20 protein-coding genes are annotated in these 22,050 nt (G+C 39.9%); 3 read left to right on the top strand and 17 right to left on the bottom strand.

Going from position 1 to position 22,050, the window contains the following annotated elements; all coding sequences use genetic code 11:
- Window positions 1–97 precede the first annotated feature (97 nt).
- From ACH8E3_RS02165 to ACH8E3_RS02100, 14 genes are all read right to left on the bottom strand, one after another.
- Entirely contained in the window at window positions 98–355 is a 258-nt protein-coding gene (locus ACH8E3_RS02165; protein WP_458630960.1) for a hypothetical protein, read from the bottom strand.
- Between the two features lie 68 nt (window positions 356–423).
- Window positions 424–1,680: an McrC family protein gene (locus tag ACH8E3_RS02160; RefSeq protein WP_458630959.1), complete on the bottom strand. Its 1,257-nt coding sequence runs from the start codon at window positions 1,678–1,680 to the stop codon at window positions 424–426.
- Complete coding sequence (locus ACH8E3_RS02155) at window positions 1,677–3,629, bottom strand: AAA family ATPase (protein WP_458630958.1); 1,953 nt, start codon at window positions 3,627–3,629, stop codon at window positions 1,677–1,679. Before ACH8E3_RS02155 ends, ACH8E3_RS02160 begins: the two co-directional genes overlap by 4 nt.
- Window positions 3,630–3,758: 129 nt before the next feature.
- Window positions 3,759–4,709, bottom strand: coding sequence for a helix-turn-helix transcriptional regulator (locus tag ACH8E3_RS02150; RefSeq protein ID WP_458630957.1), 951 nt, complete (start codon window positions 4,707–4,709; stop codon window positions 3,759–3,761).
- A 286-nt stretch (window positions 4,710–4,995) separates the two neighbouring features.
- Window positions 4,996–5,982, bottom strand: coding sequence for a cation diffusion facilitator family transporter (locus tag ACH8E3_RS02145; RefSeq protein ID WP_458630956.1), 987 nt, complete (start codon window positions 5,980–5,982; stop codon window positions 4,996–4,998).
- 128 nt (window positions 5,983–6,110) lie between these two features.
- Window positions 6,111–6,935, bottom strand: a complete 825-nt coding sequence (locus ACH8E3_RS02140; protein WP_458630955.1) for a Cof-type HAD-IIB family hydrolase — start codon at window positions 6,933–6,935, stop codon at window positions 6,111–6,113.
- Between the two features lie 517 nt (window positions 6,936–7,452).
- The gene (locus ACH8E3_RS02135; protein WP_458631178.1) at window positions 7,453–8,142 is read right to left on the bottom strand and encodes a phosphoribosylaminoimidazolesuccinocarboxamide synthase; all 690 of its coding nucleotides are present in this window, start codon (window positions 8,140–8,142) and stop codon (window positions 7,453–7,455) included.
- Window positions 8,143–8,213: 71 nt separating this feature from the next.
- Window positions 8,214–9,521 carry a 6-phospho-beta-glucosidase gene (locus ACH8E3_RS02130; protein WP_458630954.1) on the bottom strand — a complete coding sequence of 436 codons (1,308 nt, stop codon included), beginning with the start codon at window positions 9,519–9,521 and terminating at the stop codon, window positions 8,214–8,216.
- A 21-nt stretch (window positions 9,522–9,542) separates the two neighbouring features.
- Entirely contained in the window at window positions 9,543–10,523 is a 981-nt protein-coding gene (locus ACH8E3_RS02125; protein WP_458630953.1) for an N-acetylglucosamine kinase, read from the bottom strand.
- Window positions 10,524–10,579: 56 nt separating this feature from the next.
- Complete coding sequence (locus tag ACH8E3_RS02120; RefSeq protein WP_458630952.1) at window positions 10,580–11,584, bottom strand: LacI family DNA-binding transcriptional regulator; 1,005 nt, start codon at window positions 11,582–11,584, stop codon at window positions 10,580–10,582.
- A gap of 225 nt (window positions 11,585–11,809) precedes the next feature.
- Window positions 11,810–12,187 carry a PH domain-containing protein gene (locus tag ACH8E3_RS02115; protein WP_458630951.1) on the bottom strand — a complete coding sequence of 126 codons (378 nt, stop codon included), beginning with the start codon at window positions 12,185–12,187 and terminating at the stop codon, window positions 11,810–11,812.
- Window positions 12,188–12,337: 150 nt separating this feature from the next.
- A complete protein-coding gene (locus tag ACH8E3_RS02110) occupies window positions 12,338–13,420 on the bottom strand; it encodes a Gfo/Idh/MocA family protein (protein WP_458630950.1) in 1,083 nt (360 codons plus the stop codon).
- Window positions 13,417–14,355, bottom strand: a complete 939-nt coding sequence (locus ACH8E3_RS02105; RefSeq protein ID WP_458630949.1) for a cupin domain-containing protein — start codon at window positions 14,353–14,355, stop codon at window positions 13,417–13,419. The genes ACH8E3_RS02110 and ACH8E3_RS02105 overlap by 4 nt, the downstream gene beginning before the upstream one ends.
- A gap of 30 nt (window positions 14,356–14,385) precedes the next feature.
- The gene (locus ACH8E3_RS02100; RefSeq protein ID WP_458630948.1) at window positions 14,386–15,381 is read right to left on the bottom strand and encodes a Gfo/Idh/MocA family protein; all 996 of its coding nucleotides are present in this window, start codon (window positions 15,379–15,381) and stop codon (window positions 14,386–14,388) included.
- A gap of 239 nt (window positions 15,382–15,620) precedes the next feature.
- Here ACH8E3_RS02100 and trhO point away from each other — a divergent pair, with 239 nt between their 5' ends.
- Together trhO and ACH8E3_RS02090 are read left to right on the top strand one after the other, a co-directional pair.
- Window positions 15,621–16,532 (top strand): oxygen-dependent tRNA uridine(34) hydroxylase TrhO, encoded by a 912-nt coding sequence (gene trhO, locus ACH8E3_RS02095; RefSeq protein WP_458630947.1) that lies wholly within the window; start codon window positions 15,621–15,623, stop codon window positions 16,530–16,532.
- A 15-nt stretch (window positions 16,533–16,547) separates the two neighbouring features.
- Entirely contained in the window at window positions 16,548–17,183 is a 636-nt protein-coding gene (locus ACH8E3_RS02090; protein WP_458630946.1) for a helix-turn-helix transcriptional regulator, read from the top strand.
- A 107-nt stretch (window positions 17,184–17,290) separates the two neighbouring features.
- Here ACH8E3_RS02090 and ACH8E3_RS02085 read toward each other — a convergent pair whose 3' ends face one another.
- The gene (locus tag ACH8E3_RS02085; protein ID WP_458630945.1) at window positions 17,291–18,265 is read right to left on the bottom strand and encodes a diaminopimelate dehydrogenase; all 975 of its coding nucleotides are present in this window, start codon (window positions 18,263–18,265) and stop codon (window positions 17,291–17,293) included.
- Window positions 18,266–18,439: 174 nt separating this feature from the next.
- Complete coding sequence (locus tag ACH8E3_RS02080) at window positions 18,440–19,042, bottom strand: 50S ribosomal protein L25 (RefSeq protein ID WP_458630944.1); 603 nt, start codon at window positions 19,040–19,042, stop codon at window positions 18,440–18,442.
- Window positions 19,043–19,308: 266 nt separating this feature from the next.
- On the opposite strand from ACH8E3_RS02080, the gene ACH8E3_RS02075 reads away from it, so the two are divergent.
- Entirely contained in the window at window positions 19,309–19,938 is a 630-nt protein-coding gene (locus ACH8E3_RS02075) for an acetate uptake transporter (RefSeq protein ID WP_458630943.1), read from the top strand.
- 46 nt (window positions 19,939–19,984) lie between these two features.
- On the opposite strand, the gene pulA is transcribed toward ACH8E3_RS02075, so the two are convergent.
- On the bottom strand, window positions 19,985–22,006 hold the full coding sequence (gene pulA / locus ACH8E3_RS02070) for a type I pullulanase (RefSeq protein WP_458630942.1): 2,022 nt from the start codon (window positions 22,004–22,006) through the stop codon (window positions 19,985–19,987).
- Window positions 22,007–22,050 lie beyond the last annotated feature (44 nt).

Here is a 22,050-nt window from a genome sequence, read left to right as displayed (position 1 = left end):
TCGTATAATTCCAAAAAGGACACGAACCATACAAATAGGATACGTGTCACGAACTATCATTTTTTCATATTAATATCGACCTATTCGGTCAACCTTGCTATGAAGTTATACGATGATCCATCAGTATTGCATAAATGTACGATGGACCCCTTAAATGTTGAATTTTCGTAGTATTTGTTTGAGGAAAAAATGTTAGCGCTTCTTGTAATAGGTTTTTAGAAATTTGCACATTGGTTCGATCTGGATAAATCAAATTACCTTTCACTTCGTATGTGAATTCACCTCCAGGTATTTGACGGAATAAATTACCTTGGTGCTTAAGAACATTTGACCACACCGTCTCAATATCTAGCATGATGATTACTCCCCTACAAGTTTCGATGTGTTACTCATTATCTCATTCAAAAGAAAAGCCTGAAATCCCTATTGCTCCTTCAATATATCTTGCAATTCCTTGAGAGCACAACTTTCATTCTCGTAATCAACAGAATATACAAGCAACCTTTTATCCGGTTGACTCTCCACATGCCAAGATTCCAGAGGAACGCCTTGTGCTTGATTAATTCCATCATGATGGGGATAGAGAAGTATAACGGTTCCGACATTCTCATAACGGGTCAAGTAGGCATACATCTGGTAGAAATCTTCTCGTTTCACACCATGCCGACTATACGAGCTGTCTATCATTTTCCATTTCGTATCGATAATCATTTGATTGTCCATATTATCGCAGATTAATATATCTGGTTCCAATTGGAATACACCTCGGCCAGCTGTACCCGTCTTGACCAACAACTTGTGAGATCGATCCTTAAGCACCACTTCAGATGTCAGCTTTCGGACTAGATAAGCTATGTATCCTTCAAAGAGGTCATTCATTTTAAACAAGATGGAGCTTGTAGAATTCCTACCTATTTGTGGTGTTGGAGCGGACCGAGATAGAATGAGCATCGCCAGTCGGTAACTTGCCTTAAATCTACGATTGCTTCGATCAAAATGGATTGCCGTACGCAGTAATCGCTGATCCATTGTGTCTGTGACATCCTCCAGATAAATCATCGCATGACCGGCACGTTTGCGCGTATTTATCTGATTGGATAGCAGAACGATTCTTCTTAATGCTGCTTTGAGAATTATATTAAGTGAATGATCCGGATGAAATTCATCATACGTGCAACTCACCATAGTCGACTTGAGATGAGCTCGCCTCATTTGAGCAGTGGTATCGATCTTTCCACGGACCGTGTTCAGTTCATCTTGTTGTTCGATATATTTCTTGATAACCCCTCGCGATAGCTCCTTGAGTACCTTATCCGTATACAGGTGTGCAAGAATCTCGAACAAGTTCATTTTCTCGACATTTAGTTGTGCAGTCTCGCTCTCATGAATATCCAAGTAACCTGTTCGTTCTAGCATACGCAGAAGTACTCGACGTGATTGAGATGGCTCGTTTCCAGACACTTTGGGCAGAACTTCAATCGAACATGTAGATAACTGAATAAGCCCTACATAATTGATGAATGTAACACTTTGTCTGGTCATACGGATTAGATCTTGATCCAGTCCATGGCTAGATACATAAGTGAACAATTCATCTGCCTGCATACTCGACATAGCGTTATTCTCACTATCAGATATGTGAAGTGATCCATAACATTCCGTTACAATAAAATGATTCATTCCACATCATCCATCTGATCCGAATTAGCACTTTGTTCGTAAATTCTCTTCAAAGCTTTGAGTGTCGGGGTTGGTTGAATGTTATATCGAATTTTCTCGTTATCGGCAAATGCCGAGGTCGTTGCAAACAATTGAGTGGCCATCGTTCTGGTCTTGGTTATTAGGTAATCCTGATCATTACTCTTATTCCCAGCCCCACCTAGCACAAGAGCAATCGATTCCCAATTGTCATAAAAATACTCTTGCAATAACGGAATAATCTTATGTTGCATAACACTAATATAATAATCCAATGAAGGCTGTTCTGTAATAAAGTAGGCGTGTCCCACCACATGATCACGATCATATAAGTATTCAATTCGATCATTCATCGTTTGAAGTAATTGACGGACATTCAACCCATCCACATCCGTTGGAAGCACGTTATAATTCGGCATCATCTCAATAAAATCAAACCTTCTACGAAGTGCCGTATCCAATAGGGCAATCGAGCGGTCAGCTGTATTCATGGTGCCAAGAATATGTACATTAGGTGGGACTCTGAACTTTTGACCTGAATAAGGTAGCGTGACTGAAATCTCATTTTTTTGTCCCTGCCTTTTATCAGGTTCTATTAGCGTAATTAACTCTCCAAATATCTTAGATATATTACCACGATTTATTTCATCAATTACGAGAACGAATTGGGACTCACCTCTTCCCTGGTCGTTCTTTCCTGCTATTAATTCACGTAGGCTATCTATATTTAATATGTTGTTGGAAAGCATATAAATCGTTTGCTGTGAAAATATTTTATCAATTAGAATCCGCTCAACTGGCACAATATCGAGGTCATCACTACTAACCCATAGCCACTCTACGGCACGAAAATGATGATAATCTATCACACCCATTTCATCATATTCATATTCACCAATGACCTTACCAATAGCTCTCGCTTTATAATTGCCACTGGAGATAATAACAATATCATTGAGATCAATCCCATGTTTAAATCGATCAACCGCATCTACCCCGAATGCTCTGTCATCCTGAGATTGTTTAAAATATTGCTCGCGAATATTTCCCTTATTATTGCAGTTAGTGTAATCAACTTGATTTCCCCAACCCAATGCAATCTTATTGTTGTTGATGCAGTAATCATAGATATCGTCTTCGTCATCCTTCGTATTACCGAGTGACATTTTATGAAATTTGGTTATACTCGGATCGAAATCATAAGTTTTCTTGTTCTCACTGACTACTGCCCTAGCGGCATTGCATAAGCGCTTAAACACACCATCCCGGACCTCATATCCAGCAGTCTCTTGCACGAAGCGAATGCCTTCCACGAAATCTTCATAACTATAAGATTGATGAAATGTACAAAATACAACTTGATTACTATCAACAAATCGATGATATAATTCTACAGTTTCATGTCGCCGAGATGGATTAGTCAACATATCTGGATCTATTTCCGGTTCGAGTAATTCCAAAGCCTTATTGATTATATCGTATGTCTTTCCCGTTCCCGGAGGACCGTAAAGTATAAGGTTCTTTGCAGGGTTGTCGTTCATCAATTCAATATTCCCTCCAAGCGATTTGTTTTTATTCCAATAATTGTGACTATCAGCCTGATTTAGATATTCAGATAGTATTTTTACATCCTCTTTTTCCCATGGCTTACCACTTGGACGATTATGTTTGAAATGAACCATTGAGATATCCATTATATTTACCGAAGGAAAAGACTTAAGTAGCATAGATACTCCAGCTCTCTTTGCTTGGTCTAATTTCCCGTCTACAGATGCATTGCCTATCTCTTTGTCATTATCAATCAATTTAACATCGTATAGGTAAGATGTGTGCTTCATTATAAGGATATAGAATCTTGTGTCTTTTCCAATTTGATATTTTCTCGCAGTTATATCTTTCTCAGCTTCACTTTTTATCTCCATATTCAACATTTTAAATCCTCCTTCTGACGATTTCCTCTAACCACATTATGATACTAGCTTGTGACAGCTATCCGTCAGCGAATAGCTGTTCGTCCTATTTAATCTTAAATAAAGAGTCCTTAATTTAGACATGCTTCTTCATTGATACATTCCTATCCATTCGTTCAACTGTCCCTTCAAGGATTCACGCACAGACTTCGGCTCCAATATCTCTGCAGCTGAACCATACTGAAGAATCCATCTTATGAACTCTCTTTCGTTATTTACGGTAACTTCAAATATCATGCTGCCATCCCTTTGATCCGTCATACGTGGATGAACAAACAACTCTTCTTCCTTGATATATCTTGCAATTTCCGCATTGAAACGGACCTTAAACGCTATATTCTTATTTCCTTGTTCAATAGACCATGTATTCTTCAAATGTTGTTTAATATTGAATTGGCTCTTGTCGAATGACTCCGCTGTCAGCTCAACATTCAAGAATCGACTGATTCGGAACGTTCGAATTTCTTTCTTTACATGACAAAATCCGATGAGATAAAATCGTTGATCTCTCGGGATAAGATAGTAAGGATCTATTTTGCGCTCAGTCGTCTCATTACGGGATTGCGTATGGTAAAGGGTATGTATTGTCTTCTGATCAAGAATAGCTTGAATAATGGGTTGCAGAAAGTTAGGGCTTTCCTTCCGATACGCAGGAGTACCCATTTGGATAATACTTGTTATATCTTCAATGATACTATTGTGCTGAGATTTCTCTTTATAATGCGTTGCCATGACTTTATCGTATGCGGTATGAAATCCTGGGGGGAGCTTGTCTTCATCCAATACGGATGGTAGCAACGAGAACGCTAACGCTTCCTGCTCTGAGAAATTAAGCGGATATATGAAGAACTTCCCCATGAAACGGTATCCAGTACCCCGGCCTTCATTGGTAACAGGAGCAATGTGACTAAGAATATCGAGATCTCTATAAATGGTTCGGATATTCACGTTACATTTCAATGCAAGGTCAGCAGCAGAAACACCTGGATTGGCCTGAATAGCGTTGATGATACTAAATATACGGATAACTTTATCGATCATTCTAATTCTCCTCACTTATATATCTATTAAGAGTATCATTCGACAATTTGAAGATTTTCCCTCTTATTCATTTAGCCACTTTTATAACCACGCTGACCATCCCGTTGTAACTTCCCACACGATCAACGACCTTGGAACAGTAATATTGGAACTTAGGATAAAAATAATTCGTAAAAAAAAGGATATTATCTATCTACAAAGCTTAGTAGACAAATAAAATCCTCATTTAAATTTATGACATAATACCAATCCGTTATTCTTACTTCATTCCAGTAATCAGTTCGTACTACTTCACACCAACCCAATGCCGTACATCATCATCCTCAATAATTCCGAATGTCACATCGACGATGTCTGGATCTTTCAACACAAGATTACGGATATCAAATTTAATATCATCTGCTACAGCAAGGGTGAGGCCTTTTTCCAGCTCAATCAAGCCATCCACATGGTAGTAACGACCTTCTTGGATGATTCGTAAGGAATAAATATCTACGATATGATTGGATTGTAGTATTAAATTTGCAATTCTTGTTTCGATTTCCTTAGGTGCTGCGACACCAATAAGACCAATCATATTATCGTAGCCCACTTTAAATACGACACCTAGCATAAGTACACCAATTAGAATTGTAGTGACCCCATCTAAATAAGATGCATCTACGATAGAGGTAATAACGATCGTTATCAGTGCAAGAATAGCACCTGCCACGGCTACAAGATCCTCATAGAATACCAATCTAGTTGGGGGTGCGGCACGACCAACATTTCGAAATGCACCCTTGACGATCCCAATTCCTTTTATCTCCACCCTAGCTTCATGTAGAATTTCTTTCATGGCTTTGTACAGAATTACACCGTCCACTAGAATGTTAATAATGAGTACACCTATACTTAACCAAAAGTATCCGCCACTAGATTGAGGTTGCTGGATTAAATGAATTCCTTCTAATATTGTTTCATAAGCCATGATGGTAACAACAAGTACGGCGATCATGCAGAAAATGTTAATGACTCGACCAAATCCAGTCGGAAAGCGTGGACTAGCCTTTTTCTCTGAAAGAACACTGCCTATGAATACAAAGCCTTGGTTTATTGCATCTGCGAGTGAATGCATACCTGATGCAAACATCGTTCCACTACCACTTAATGTTGCAGCAAACGTCTTAATCCCCGCCAATATGAAGTTACCTGTCATAGCAATCGCAGACGATTTATTTCCTTTATTAATTAACTGCCATACCGACTCTTTCTCTGTGGATAATGGTTTCATTGGAGCCTCCTATTTATCAAATAAAATTAATCCCATCTGCTATATTCATCTTCTTATACATGTTATACCCAATATGTAGCACAATAGCACACATCAATGAAAAATGGATGTGTGCTATGCGTTTCTATCTATTTCATTACTTCAACTTGATTAAGAATAAAAGATTCCACAACTTTGGCCACGCCATCTTCCATATTCGTATCGGCTACATAATCGGCGATGGCTTTGATGTCGTCAGGTGCATTGCCCATCGCTACACCAAGTCCAGCAAATTTAATCATCGCTAGATCGTTGTAACCATCTCCTATCGCAATCACTTCTTCTTGTGTCATGCCTAGTTTGGTAATTAGCTGATGCAAGCTTGTTCCTTTATCGACACCCGCTTCCGTGAACTCTAAGAAATAGGGTTTCGACGTTACCACGGTTAATCGACCTTCCAGCTGTTGTTGCATTTTTTTCTCCAGTGTCATCAATCGTTCAGGTGCACCTACCATCAATACTTTAACCACTGGACCTTGGATCGCTTCGATGAAGTCTTCTCGTTCTATAATGGGCATACCGGTAATTTGTCCTTCGATGTCCGTATACTCGTTATTTGCTGCCGTTACGATATCGTCACCCACATAGGTATGAATCCACACTTCTTCTTGTTTACTAATGTTGTATAGTTCATGCGCCGTGTCTGCTGGTAGCATACTGTTGAACAGTTCGACCTTAGTTTCCCAATTTGTAATCTTTGCCCCATTAAAGGATAGAATGAAACTACCATATTTCTCAAGTTCCAATTCCTCAGCAATATGTGTCATGGCAAAGGTTGGTCGACCAGAAGCTAGGACAACTTTGACTCCTATTTCCTGTGCATCCATCAACGCTTTCTTTGTGCGTGGTGAGATCGTATGATCATCCTGGAGCAACGTATCATCCAAATCCAGTACTACCATTTTATAAGTCATCCTATTACGTCCCTTCTAAAAATAATTTAGCATAAGTGCCACTCGTCCTAAGAAAAACACCTTACGACATCCTTGGTGCGGAAAGTTACTATTGTGATCAGATAGGTATTTTCCAAGATATTACTTCGTAGATTCCTCCAACTCCGCCTAAATAGATGTAAAGAGAGCACTTATTTCCCTACGATACCCATAGTTGCGCCTTTTAGTTGCATAACTGGTATCTATATTACTAGATAGCCCGCTTTTCCCCGTTATGCCTACTTTTAAGTGCCCTTTATGCAACTACTTCCCTTCCAACAACCTTTTCCACCGATATAAGTACCATTCATGCAACTATTACATTCCTAATTGCTGTACTTCGACTTCGAAGTAATCTCGTAGCCCTAATCAGCCACGGTATCCACAAGAACTTACATTTTCTTAGATCTTTAAATATAAGGACACCCATATAGGGTGCCCCTAGATTCATTTGTAGAGGTAATTCAAACAAACACTCTTTGAACTCGCACCCATAGTTTTAGTTGCCTTCTAACATCATTTTCTCTAAATCCAACGGCTTAATATATTTTCCATCTTTATAAGCTCTCATATTTCCACCAGAGATTTCATCGATGAGGACAATTTGTTTATCTTCACCTACTCTACCGAATTCCAGCTTAATGTCGTATAATTCAATACCTTTATGATTCATCTCTGCCTTGATGACATCACTGATTTGCTTCGTGAGATGTTTCAAAGTGTTATACTCATCCGCTGAAAGTATGCCTAACATATCAAGCGCATCTTTGCTAATTGGCGGGTCTAAGCGGTCATCGTCTTTCAGTGTTACTTCAACGAATCCATCTAAAGGCTGTCCCTCTTGCGCATATAGACCATAACGGCGTAAGAAGCTGCCCACAGCTCTGTAACGACAAATCACTTCAAGTCCTTTGCCAAAAACGGTCGCTGGCTTCACCGTCATTGTCGCTTCATCAATATTAGCATCGATATAATGTGTTGGAATTCCGGCTTCTCTTAATTTCTCGAAGAAAAATTTCGTAAGAGTAAGGCCTGCACGACCTGCCCCTTCCATCACAAGACCAACGGTGTTCGCTCCAGGATCGAAAACCCCATTCTCTCCCGTTACATCATCTTTAAATTGAAGCAAATAATGACCATTATCTAATTCAAATACATCTTTGGTCTTTCCCTTATACAATAAATTCATCATGATAGTTCCTCTCCGACTTAGAATTACTGTATTATATCATGAAATTCAAGGGCTTAACATTGCTAGTCTTAGGAAAAGAAGAGCGGCAAGTATTGTTTATTCGCTTCTAGCATCTCATCTAGCATATCAATAGCTATTTGCACAGTCGGGACAAGTGGATGATGTGCCATCGCTTGGATCGCCAAACCTCGGTCTCCTGTTACAGCTGCTTCTATGGCAAGTTGCTCGTAGGTCTTGACAGCATGGATCAATCCTACAGCAGCATGCGGAATCTTCGTGAGTTGAAGTGGTATCGGACCATTCTTTGTCACAACACAATTGACTTCAATGCTAGCATCGTCTGGTAAAAAGTTAATAATACCGTTATTCGCCACATTAAGTGTCTGAATATCATTCGTACCATTGTAAAGTGATATCATGAGGTTCACAGCCGCTTCAGAATAATAGGCTCCACCACGTTGCTCCAATTGTTTTGGTTTGTCTTGTAGTTCAGGATCCTTGTATAGCTCAAATAGTTCTTCCTCCACGCGTTTAACAACTTCTGCACGGTTACCGCCACTCTTTACCGATTCCAATTGCTCTTTCAGCATTTCATCCATCATGTAGAAATACTTTAGATAATAGGAAGGCAAGGCTTGTAGTGACTGTAGGAATTCTGGATTCCATTCACACGCCGGTACGTTCTTAGCACTATATCCAGCTGTATCCGCCAACATCTCGTCTAATTTATCTTCACCATCGACTTCAATACGGGTAATCCAATGAAGATGATTCAACCCGACAAATTCTGCATAGACACGGCTCGGATCAACGTCATACTTCTTTGAGGTCTGTTTAATTAGACCGATGGGGGCATTACACAATCCAATGCTTCTGACGTTAGAATACTTAAGAATAGCTTCCGTTACCATACCAGCAGGATTGGTGAAATTAAGTAGCCAAGCATCAGGCGCTAGCTCTTCTATATCACGGCAGACATCGAGCAGAACAGGAATCGTTCGCAGTGCCTTCATCATCCCTCCCGGACCCGTCGTTTCCTGACCGATGACGCCGTATTTTAATGGTATAGATTCATCGCGCCCTCGGGCTTCCAACATACCTACTCGCATCTGAGTACTTACAAAGTCAGCTCCAGCAATTGCCGCTCTTCGATCTGTCGTTAGATGAACCTCTATGGGAAGTCCCGATTTCTCTACCATACGTTTCGCTAAATTGCCCACAATATTTAATTTATGTAATCCGGATTCGATATCAACGAGCCATAATTCACGGACAGGAAGTTCTGCATAATGAAGAATAAATCCCTCGACTAATTCTGGCGTATAGGAAGACCCGCCACCGATAACTGCTATTTTCAATCCTTGCTTCGTTTCCATTCTTATCCACATCCTATTCATTTATTGGATTGCTTCGAAATCAGTAAAATACCGCATTCTTTCATATACTTCTACATTAATCGTAAGTCCGTCTACTTCCATTGCAGACCACAAAGCACCTACAACAGGTTCTGTCGTTAGTGTCACCACAGATGCCTGTGGCGCAACCGTTCGTAATGCGCTCTCTATCGGACCACGGATCCACCCGCGATCGCCCCTTGTTAGCAGACTCCCCACAAGGACAACGTCGAATATATCTGATGACATAGATAGTTTACGTACGATAGCGACAGCAGACTTTCCAAGTTCTACACCTTGATGATTTAGAATCTCTAATGCTACTGCATCTTCTTGAGCTGCTGCTTCGAATAATAATCGGCTAACATCCACGGGCACATCCCTCTTATGATGATCCTGATAATCATTGAACATTTCTTCCACGGTCTCATAGCCAAGATGTTGCAGTAATAGTTGGGTTAGAAGGGTTGGTTGCTCCCTACCATCCCATGCACGAATAACAGAGCGGAACACCTCAATATTCAAAGATCCACCACCACCGAAATCACCGTACATATAACTAAATCCACCACACTGATACTCAACACCATGGGAGTTTCTCCCTGCTGCATTCGTTCCAGTTCCACAAATAATAGATATGCCAAATGGTTTATTCGTTCCTGCACGTAGACCAATCATGGTATCGCAGTTAATGGTATACTTCGTGAAGCCAATATTGCGAATCAATGGATGTAGAATCATATAGTCCGCTTCGCGGTCTGCACCCGCAAGACCAAAGTAAGCATGTGAGATATCACTAAGTTCAATTCCAGCCTCCAACATCGCCATGCGTGTCGCCTCTTCGATACTGTTCTCCGCTACCATCACGTTCATCTGGTGATTACCATTACCACTCTTCCCTTTACCAAGCACGTTTCCATACTCGTCTGTGAGGAGGGCATACGTTTTCGTACCCCCACCATCAACTCCTAAATAGTAAGACAAGGATATTCAACCCTTTCATAGATAGTTATTCAGACCCTTCATTCTTGTGAAATTACTCATTTCACTATCAGTCCGATTGAGGACGTAGACTTCCTTACGATTAATTCAGGATCCACTTGGATGCCAGTTGTGCTATTCACCCAACCATCGATGCGTTTGAGCAACATATTAGCCGCAGCCACACCAATCTGATCTGCAGGCTGGCGGATGGTTGTTAGAGGTGGCTGCAATTGTGACGCTATATATTGATCATCATATCCGATGATTGACATTCGCTGTGGAACAGCAATCCCCGCTTCCATCAAAGCGTTAATAACACCAAGCGCGATATGATCATCACCAGCGAATGTTGCAGAAGGTAGAACACCATCTCTTATCCACTTACTACACGTCTCATAACCGAACTTAATCTCGAAATTACCATAGGCCATTTCAAACGGTGTCAGACCTTCTTCCCGTAATGCTTGCAGAAAACCATTCCGCCGTTCATGCGTACTCCTGAACAGCTCACTTCCGCACAAATGTGCTATTGATGTATGACCAAGATCAAGCAAATGTCTAGTAGCTGCATATCCTCCTTTGAAATTATTGATAGTCACGGAGAATTCATCATTCTCAGGCTCTTGATTATCAATCAGTACATAGGGAATATTACGTTTTTTCAATTCTTGAACGTAGCGTCCCTCATCTACAGGTGAGAGAAGAATGACACCATCAACTCGATCCTCCTGAATGAGGTAATGATCTCCATCGAGACTCGTACCCGTTGATACAGAGATCGCAAGATAATAACCATACATGGCAAATACATCGTTAAGTTCTTTCACTACCGCATCAAAGAATGAATCTTGCAACGTTGTCACAATAATACCAATAATGCCGGTCTTCCCACGTGCAAGGCTACGAGCAGAAGCATTCGGTCGATAATCTAACTCTTTCATCGTATCAAGTACCTTTTGGCGATTCTTTTCGCGTACAGACGTCGCACCGTTTAACACGCGAGAAACGGTTACAACAGATAATCCTGATTTTTTAGCCACATCAAAAATACTTGCCTTCATGATTATTTCCCCTTGCAATAGATTCCTTTCAACCAAAAGTTAAAGCGCTTTAACTTTTGGTTTGCGACTTGAGAACATCATAGTAGATTTTTATTGAATAAGCAATAACTAATGGCAATACTTATTCAATATAATCGAAAATTATACCCCGCCTAGAAGAGAATAGGTGTGTCCTAGATAACTGAACTTTTTTAGAACACACCTTATAGTCATACATTTCTACATTTATTTCAAAACATATTGTGATAGAACGCTTTGCACCTCATAGATATTAACATTCTTATTAAATGTCTTCACAATAGGAATGTTACTACTAGAGATATAAATTTTAAGCTCAGCATCCAGATCGAAATGACCTGCTGTCTCAACCGCATAATGTGAGATACTCTTGTAGGGTATAGAATGATACTCCATCTTCTTGCCCGTGATCCCTTGTTTGTCGATTAGAATTAATCGTTTATCTGTAAAAATAAACATATCGCGCACAAGTTTATACGCTCTTTCAATGACTTCTTGTGAAGCTAAAATCTGAGAATATTCCTTCTGAACGGATTGTAAATCTACTTGAGAAGCATTTCCTAGCAACCCATTCAAGAAACCCATGTTCATCACCTCTTACTGTATATTTAATCCATGTGTGATACTACAACTATCATATTACATTTCATCGCTACTTAGCATCATAAATAAGCCAGATGATATTAGGGCTGACCCTGATTTCATCTGACTTACTGATAACAGATTATGAATGACTTAATTCAAGTATACAGCCTTACCTGTTCGGGCAGATTCGTAAATAGCCTCTAGAATTTGAGAAACAACATAAGCCTGTTCAGGCGTTACTACCGGATCCTTATCCTGATCAATAGCTTCAATCCATAGTCTTGCTTCTACATCTGAATCACTCTCCGCATGTCCGTCATAGAATGCTACTCCACCTGCACTCAATTCAATTTCATTCGTATATAAACGACTATGCGACTCTCCGTTTATTCTAAGTCCATTCTTCATATCCGCGCCTGCTTCAGTCCCACTTAAGCTACATTTCGCTTCATCCACATCAAGTGAATTGAGCGCCCAACTTGATTCCAACATGATTGTTGCACCGTTCTCCATAACAATCATCCCGAATGCCGAATCTTCCACTTTAAATTTCTCTGGATCCCAAGGGCCCCATGCGTTCGCAGCATTTTCCTTCTGAGAAAGTTCATGATATTTCGTGCCTAGAACAACCTTTGGCTTATAGTTATCCATCATCCAGAGTGTTAGATCAAGCGCATGTGTTCCAATATCAATTAGTGGTCCGCCACCTTGCTTCTCTTCGTCAAGGAATACCCCCCATGTCGGTACAGCTCTTCTTCTAATAGCATGTGCTTTGGCATAATAAATATGACCAAGTTCTCCAGCTTCACAAGTTTTTTTCATGAAAAGGCTATCTTCTCTAAATCTATTATTATAGCCAATCGTGAGTTTCTTCCCTGTCCGTTTCGCAGCTTCAACCATACTTTGTGCCTCAGCAGCCGTCTTGGCCATAGGCTTCTCACACATGACATGTTTGCCCGCTTCCATAGACGCAATAGAGATTTCCGCATGTGAAATATTAGGTGTAAGTACATGTATAATATCAATGGATTGATCTTTCAATAATTCTGTATAATTCACGTAGACTTTTGCACCATCTACTCCGTATTTCTCAGATGCCTCAACCGCACGTTCCTCTACAATGTCGCAAAATGCAACAAGCTCAACATTCTTCAATTTACTTAAACTTGGCAAATGCTTTCCGTTGGCAATTCCACCACAACCAATAATTCCTACACGATACATTGTACTCATGATATATCATCCTCACTTTTCATTTGTTTGATTTCATTTCGATAGGACGCTGGAGTCTTACCTATACGCTTTCGAAACACGGTATGCAAATAATTTGCATTGGTAAAACCTTCGGCTTGCGCGATTTGCTCAATGGATAAAGACGTCTCCTCAAGCCTTTTACAGACAGCCTGCAATCGAATGTCTTCCAAGGTTCGACTGAATGTTTGTGTCGGATTCACTTGATTAAACACCCTTTGTAGCTGTCTAGAACTAAGATTAAGCTTCTCAGCTACATTCTCCAGTGTAACGATAGTGGAGTGATTGGCTTCCATATATTGAATGGCGAATTCATATCGATAACTCAGCATATCTCGAACAGGGGCTTGCGTTCCTATTCCTCCCGTATCATAGGCTCTGACTACCTTTAATAGAATGTCTATCACCAGATGTTTAATTGAGGTATAGTAACCGGCATATTTGCCTTCGCATAATGAATACGCTTCAAGAAAACACTTCATCGCTTGATGATAATCATGTGAAGGAACTAATGGTATCTCATTCAGCTTCTGCATCGTTTCGTCCGCTTCTGCTATCTCCCAAGGATCCACGTTATCCCTATATTTCTGCTCAATATCAAGATGAAGACATAATTCTTCCATAGATTCTTCTGAACTAGCCTCTTGGTAATGCATTATCCCCGGTCCCGTCACATACAGCATACCCTCAGATAAGGGATGCATGTGATCTTCGAGTATGACTACCCCTTTACCCCTTGGTATACAATGGAATTCGAATTCTGAATGATTATGGAAATCTATAATTCTCCCAGGTGGAAATGATGTTAAATGAAATCGTAGAACTCGAATCTCATAATGACCCCAAGGGATAGATATATCCAGTCTTTCAAGAATGTCTTGTCTCTCAAACATAACCTCAAAGGGAAACTTAGCCAATGTTAAATCCTCCTAAACGCACTACGAACTTCATTCGTCTGACGTAATAACCCGTCCTTCTGAAGCAGATTGATTCGCCATTTCCACTAATCTTGTCAACTCAACAGCCCTTTGAATGTTCTCAACAGCCGTTGTATTCTTCTGAATATGATCCACCCACTGATGGAAGGAACTATCTCGATTGTTCTGTAAGCTAATTTCTGTCCATTGATCGGCTTGTTCAGCTACTTTATTCGTTCTAAGAAGAAGCTTCTCTTCTGGCGTTCCATATAATAGCGTTCCTTCCGTACCGTGGACTTCTATTGTAAATGGTGAATGACTATTCACAAATCCAGCCTCAACGACACCGATCGCCCCTGATTTTGTAAATAAAGTCACGACCGCATTATCTTCAACTTCCCTACCCGTTACATAGCCATAGTTCGCACTTACCCCTGTTACTTCTTGATCTAGGAAAAGCTTTGTAAGATACATGGGATGACAACCAAGGTCTATAAGCGCACCACCTAAACATTGATCCATATGATAGAAATGTTGAGGTAACCAGTCCGCAATAGCCCCATTATGAGATAATCGAACCCTTACATAAGTAACCTTACCAAGCAATTCTTTATTTAACACATCTTGAATAGATAATGTGTACCCATCATTTAGACGAGGTAACGAGACGGTTAACTTCACTTGATTGTTGTCTACTTCCGAGATAATCTCATTTACTTCTTTTAACGTAGGCGCTATAACCTTCTCTGTAAAAATATGCTTCCCTGCCTTAGCACAAGCAACCATAATATCTCTATGTAAATTGGTAGGAGCATTCACAATAACGCCATCAAGATCATCTTGCGCTAGCATGTCATACAGCGATTCGAAATAGGGAACGGATAAGCTTTTAGCAACTTCCATCCCACGCTTAGCATCTTCATCCCAGACTGCAACAATAACCGTATCATCATGCTCCTGTGCTTGTTTCGTATAATCCCAAGCGTGGACATGCCAATAACTGATCATACCGATTCTAATACTCATTTGTCTTGACCTCCAATATATATTATTCTGACACCCACCTATAAAGTATCATATAATAGAACACTTTTTAAGTAGAACTATACGACAATACATATACAATATCACGACAACCTATTCACGAGCATCCTTAGATAACGATAGATGTATTTGTAGACTTAATATACTTCTATATTGACTAAGTAGGTATACGTCATCTACAATAAGTAGAACAAAAATTTAATAGGCAAGGTGAGTCGATCATGTCCCAAGAACAACTTGAGTACAACATATTATTGTATTATAAATTTGTAACTATTCCTGATCCTGAGCAATTTACAGCAGGGCATTTGGAATATTGTAAGACGCTTGGTGTCAAAGGTAGAATTATCGTTGCATCGGAAGGTATTAACGGCACGCTATCTGGAACAGTTGAACAAACACAACAGTATATGAAGGATATGCATGATAACCCTTTATTCTCCGATATGATTTTTAAAATAGATGCATCCCATGAACATGCATTCAAAAAGATGTTTGTCAGACATAAAGCGGAACTAGTAACTTTGCGATATGAGAAACATTTGGACCCTAATGTATATAGCGGCAAAAGATTATCTCCTGTTGAATTTCATGAACAACTTCAGCAGGAAGATGTTCTTGTAATCGATGGAAGGAATGATTATGAATATCAGATTGGTCACTTCCGTAATGCCATTCGTCCTGATGTAGAATCCTTTCGAGAGTTCCCTGAGTGGATTAGAAATAACTTGCACGATTATAAGGATAAGAAAGTACTAACTTATTGTACGGGTGGCATTCGTTGTGAAAAGTTGACTGGATTTCTAATGGATGAAGGATTTAACGATGTAGCCCAGTTGGATGGCGGCATTGTCACGTATGGTAAAGACCCAGAAGTACAAGGTCGACTCTTTGATGGCAAATGTTATGTGTTCGATGAACGTATATCTGTGCCCATTAATCATACGGATGAAGATATTGTAGTGGCACATTGTCATCATTGTGGCAATTCCGAAGATCGTTACATTAACTGCGGTTATACATTATGTCACGCCAAACACATCTGTTGTGAAGCGTGCGAGGAATTGCATCATGGATTCTGTACGGATGCCTGTGAGGAACATGCTCAGGATATGCTACACAAACAAGCTTAATGATGGAGGTCTCCAATGAATAAGCCAGCTGAACTCTCCACGCGAGACCAAATTGTTCACATGTTGAAGACAAAGGCACCTTTAACAGCAAAAGACATTACGAACGAACTCAACATTACTGAAATGGCAGTTCGTCGACATTTGGGTACACTTGAGCGAGACGGGTATATTCAATACAACATGATTCGTCAATCTATGGGTAGACCAACAGCAGTCTATCGGTTGAGCGAATTAGCAGAAGGTTTCTTTCCAAAGACTTATCATAACTTAGCGATTGATTTACTCGGTGAACTTGAATCTGAATCAGGTCAAGGAATGATTGATATTCTATTTGAACGACGTATGGCTACACTTGAGCAGAAATATGAGAGCAGTATGAGCGGTCTTACCATTTCTGAACGAGTGGTTAAACTTACACAAATTCAGAATGAGAATGGGTATATGGCGGAATATGAAGCATTAGAAGATGGGACTTATGTTATTAAAGAACATAATTGTCCAATCTCTCAAGTCGCTAATCAATATCAACATGCTTGTCGCTGTGAGTTGGATTTATTCAAATCCCTATTACAAGTTGATGTGGAACGAACCGAATGCTTGTCTGAGGGTGGAACCAAATGTTCCTATAGTATTGCAGCCTCTACAGATTAATGTGTGCACATCATAATAAAGGAAGATCCCAAGTCATGATCATGACTTGGGATCTTCTTTTATTTCAAATCTTAATCATGCTCATCACTGAAGAATACAAGGAGATACTATAGTAATTCTTTACGTAATTGTTCAGCAGATTTCGGTGACAATAGGCCAAAAGGAATATCAAATACCGTTTTTGCACCCGCCTGACCAAGTTTCGCAAGTTTATAAGCTGCACGAGCATACGCTACTAGAACACTAGCTGTAAATTCAGGATTACTATCAAGTTTCAGACCAAATTCAATAATTTGTGTATTATTGTCGCCTGTCCGACCACTGCGAAATACATTTCCTCCGTGTGGCATCGTTGCGTGCTTGTCTTGCAACTCTTCTTCCGTAATGAACGTGACCGTTGTATCATAATCAGCGAAATAGTTAGGCATCTCGATGATTTCCTTTTTAATACGTGAGCGGTCAGCACCTTCTTCAGCTACAATGTAACAATCCCGTACATGTTTGTCACGAATAGATAGTTGCGGATTCTCACCAGCGCGCACTTTCTCTAAAGCAGCATCCACAGGAATCGTATATTGAATACCATTCTTCACACCATCTACTCGACGAACGGCATCTGAATGACCTTGGCTAACGCCACGTCCCCAGAACGTATATTCTTTACCATCAGGTAATATCGCTTCAGCCAACATCCGATTTAAGGAGAATAATCCTGGATCCCAACCCGTTGATATGACATTTACATGCCCATTCTCCATAGATACAGCATCTACAGTTGCGAAATAATCAGGAATTAACGCATGTGTATCGAAACTATCAACCGTATTGAACATCTTTGCGAAATAAGGACCTTGCTCAGGTAAATCTTTAGCAGATCCACCACATAGAATCATGACGTCAATAATTCCTTTGTATTTCTCTGCTTCTGAAATCTGAAGAACTGGAACGCTTGCATTTACACCCTGCGGATCACGACGAGTAAATACAGCCTCTAGCTTCATATCTGGATTTTGCGAAATAGCTTTTTCTATCCCTTTACCTAAATTACCATACCCTACAATTCCAATTGTAATTTGTGTCATAAGTACCTCCTATTGATTATGGCCGAACAGATTAAATATACGATACTCTGTAATTCATTATATACAGAAAATAGACTGAAATCCATTTTTTTTGAACACTAGTGAATACAATATACCCCCAGCTGTAATAGCCAGGGGTACGTTATACTACAATTTATAATAAACCACTTATGATTACTTTGCTACTTGCGCCTCAACCTCTTGCACTTCTTCTCCTTCAATCGCAACACGTGGTGCTGCAACTAACGCGAGTAATAGATCTTCACTTGTTGGGACTAATGTAATGCCCTTCGGCAGCTTCACATCAGATGCCATAAGCTTGTCACCGATCTCGAGCTTCGAGATGTCGATATCAATCGTAGATGGTAAATCTGCTGGCAATCCCTCTACTTCCAATTCTGTTACTAAGTTCTGAACAACTCCGCCAAACTTACTACCTGCTGCAATACCTATGAAATCAATAGATATCGCAATTCGAAGAGGCTCTGTCTCTGAAATTCGCAAGAAGTCTACATGTGTCCACTTATCAAATTTCTTTTGATAATCTTTTATAATAACGGCAAGATCCTTCATACCTTCAACATGTAATTTGAACATCTCAGAACGGCCTGTACGAGCAACTCTCATTAATTCTTTACCTTCTACATGAACTGAAATTGCCTCTTTATTCAAACCATATACAATAGCAGGAACCCTCCCGCTTGCTCTTAAATTGCTGATTACAGATGGTGAAGCATTCTCCAATCTTCTTTCTGCTGTAAGTTCTAGTAATGTCATTATTATTCCTCCAATTATAGAATGTATTGTTACACGCCAAATTACAGGCATTCCTAACTATTACCCATACTATCATAAAATGAAACATATCTCTCTTATTCCAATGATTGTTATCTATGTAATAGTTCTGGTTGTCACAAATTTGTAGCATTTGAAACCAGTTACTCTAAGTGCAAGTATGCTGTGACTATGATATGATATCGAAGGTTGTTCAGGATTTCTGTAAAACGATCACGCACACTATTATCATTTATTTGGAGGCAACCATGTCACTTCAAGCAAAACAATCCGTACAAATTATTACAGCAGATCCTAGTGGGATAGGCCTATTTGGTCTGGCTATCGTAACACTTGTTGCATCGACACAGAAGCTTGGACTGACATCAGGGTTCAGCTATATTATTCCATGGGCTATTTTTCTTGGAGCTTTTGCACAACTGTTCGCTTGTGTTCAAGATGCCAAGCATAACAACACCTTTGGTATGACTGCTTTTGGCGCATACGGTCTTTTCTGGCTTGGCGTTGCTAGTAGCTGGTTAATGAAACTAGGTGTATTCGGTCCGCTACTCGCGGCTGACATCGATGGTAAACAGTTAGGCTTTGCTTTTCTAGGTTATCTCGTATTCACATTATTTATGACTATTGGTGCTATGGAGACACATAAAGTCCTTTTCACGATTTTTGTGTTAATTGATATCCTATTCCTAGGATTAACGTTCGATGCTTTTGGAATAGCAAGTCATGTATTTCATACCCTTGCAGCTTACGCTGAAATGGGAATTGCCATCGTATCTCTATATGGTTGTGGTGCATCCGTTCTAAATGCTCATTTCGGACGAGCCTTTCTCCCTTTAGGCTCACCTTTAGGAATTATCAAAAAAAACACGGCGAACTAAGTTCAATACTTAGTCTGCCGTGTTTTTCTTTGAACTTATAGTCATTTCATTTCTCATGCAATATCATCATCGATATTCTTGGAACCAGCACAGCATGCCCCATGATCCTACCTAATGATGTCGTTCCAGCTATTTTGTCATTGACCGTTATATTCCAGCCCTCTTTAATCTCTGGAATCCTAACTTCAACTGATTCCATGTTAGCGTTATAGATAACCACAATATTTCTCCATGTATCTTCATTCGCATAATCCTTCAGCTGATATGCAACGATGTTATGACTGCATGCTAACATTTGGCTATGCTTCTCAACTTGCACCCTTGTATGCATACGAAATGCAGGATGTTTCCTTCGCAGCTCAATCAGACCTCGATAATAATCAAATACCGGTTGAAATTTACGCTTATTATCCCAACGGATGGCATTGATCCAATCCCCACTTTGGTAACTATTATAATCACCAAATTTAGAACGAAGTATCTCATCCCCTGCATGAATTAATGGAATCCCTTGTGATGTTAATACAATCGCATTAGCAAGAATGCTTCGACGGACCGTATCACTTGTCAAAGGCTCAAGTAAATTTACACTTTGGTATGGGTTGGCAACCATAGTAGATTTCACTTCCATGCTGTCGCCAGATAACCCCCCGAAATTATATAACAATCCCGCATCCTGTAATAACCCTTGTGTCATTAAGATTTTATCCCATAAATTCAAGTTATCATGCACAGTTACGTAGTTGATTGTCTCCTTCGGTGATTCTGTGAAATCATGAATCGATCCGCATACGCCTTTCCATACTAACCATTCCTTACCGCACTCTCCTGTGGCGAACCCGCGTCCTACTCCGTCACTATCTCCTTTAATTGCGCTACGAAAGTTATCATTAAACACGGAGATGGCTGTACCTTTTTGTGTTCCTTTTAGAGTCTGCTCTATAAGTGGTGAGAACCCACCAGTCCATGGTTCTCCATAGATTAAGAGACTGTGATCCACTTCTTCATGTAGCTCTTGAGCAATTTCCTTCATCGTCTGTGTATCTATCAGACCCATAAGATCAAATCGAAATCCATCGATATGGTATTCCTCGGCCCAATATCGTAATGAATCCTTAATATATTTCCGTACCATCGGACGTTCTGTAGCAAGCTCATTGCCCACACCTGATCCATCCGAATACTTACCAGAGCTATCTACTCTGTAGAAGTAACCAGGTACAACGTGCTCAAATGGACCATCTTTGATGGTATAAGTATGGTTATAAACAACATCCATAATGACTCGTATGCCTTTTGCGTGCAAAGCTTGAACCATTTCCTTGAGTTCAATTATTCGGATCGTTGGGTCACTTGCATTGGTGGCATATGATCCTTCCGGCACATTATAATTCTGAGGATCATATCCCCAATTATATTCTAAGGTGAGGCCATCGAGAGGTTCTCTGTTCAACTCATCTACTGTTTTATAATCAAATATAGGCATCAATTGAACATGTGTTATACCTAACTCCTCTAGATGATCAATTCCAAGCTTGTTCCCGTTGGCATCTTTTACCCCAATTTCTGTAAAAGCCTTATATCCACTTTTTTGAAGTATACCTGAATCTGAATGTATCGAGAAATCACGGACATGTAGTTCATAAATGATGCTATCCGTTGGATGACACAAGGGTGGTCTTACATCTTCTTTCCAGCCAGGAGGATCTGTAGATTGAATATCAACAATTGCTGTTCTTTTTCCGTTAGCAGAGACCGCTTTTGCATATGGATCCACAACATAATGAATGGTCTTATCTTCGAACTCTGTTTTATACATGTAATACATACCATTCAAATCACCGAGACGGTATGTTGACCACACCCCATCTTGATCTATACACATTACGATCTCCATACCGTCATTATATTGTTCCACTTGACCCAACTGATTATAATGACCATCATCTTGATATATCACTAAAGATACACGCAGTGCTGTAGGTGCCCATATTTTAAATATGCTTCCATTAGGAGCATAGCAACATCCCAAATCTCCACCATCGTAAATCATTGATATGTTGACCATGTAATTTCACCACCATTGTATGTCATTGTGAGTGTCTAACGACA

It is taken from the genome of Paenibacillus sp. CMAA1364, from assembly GCF_054373195.1.
This window is presented reverse-complemented; position numbering and strand designations above follow the sequence as displayed.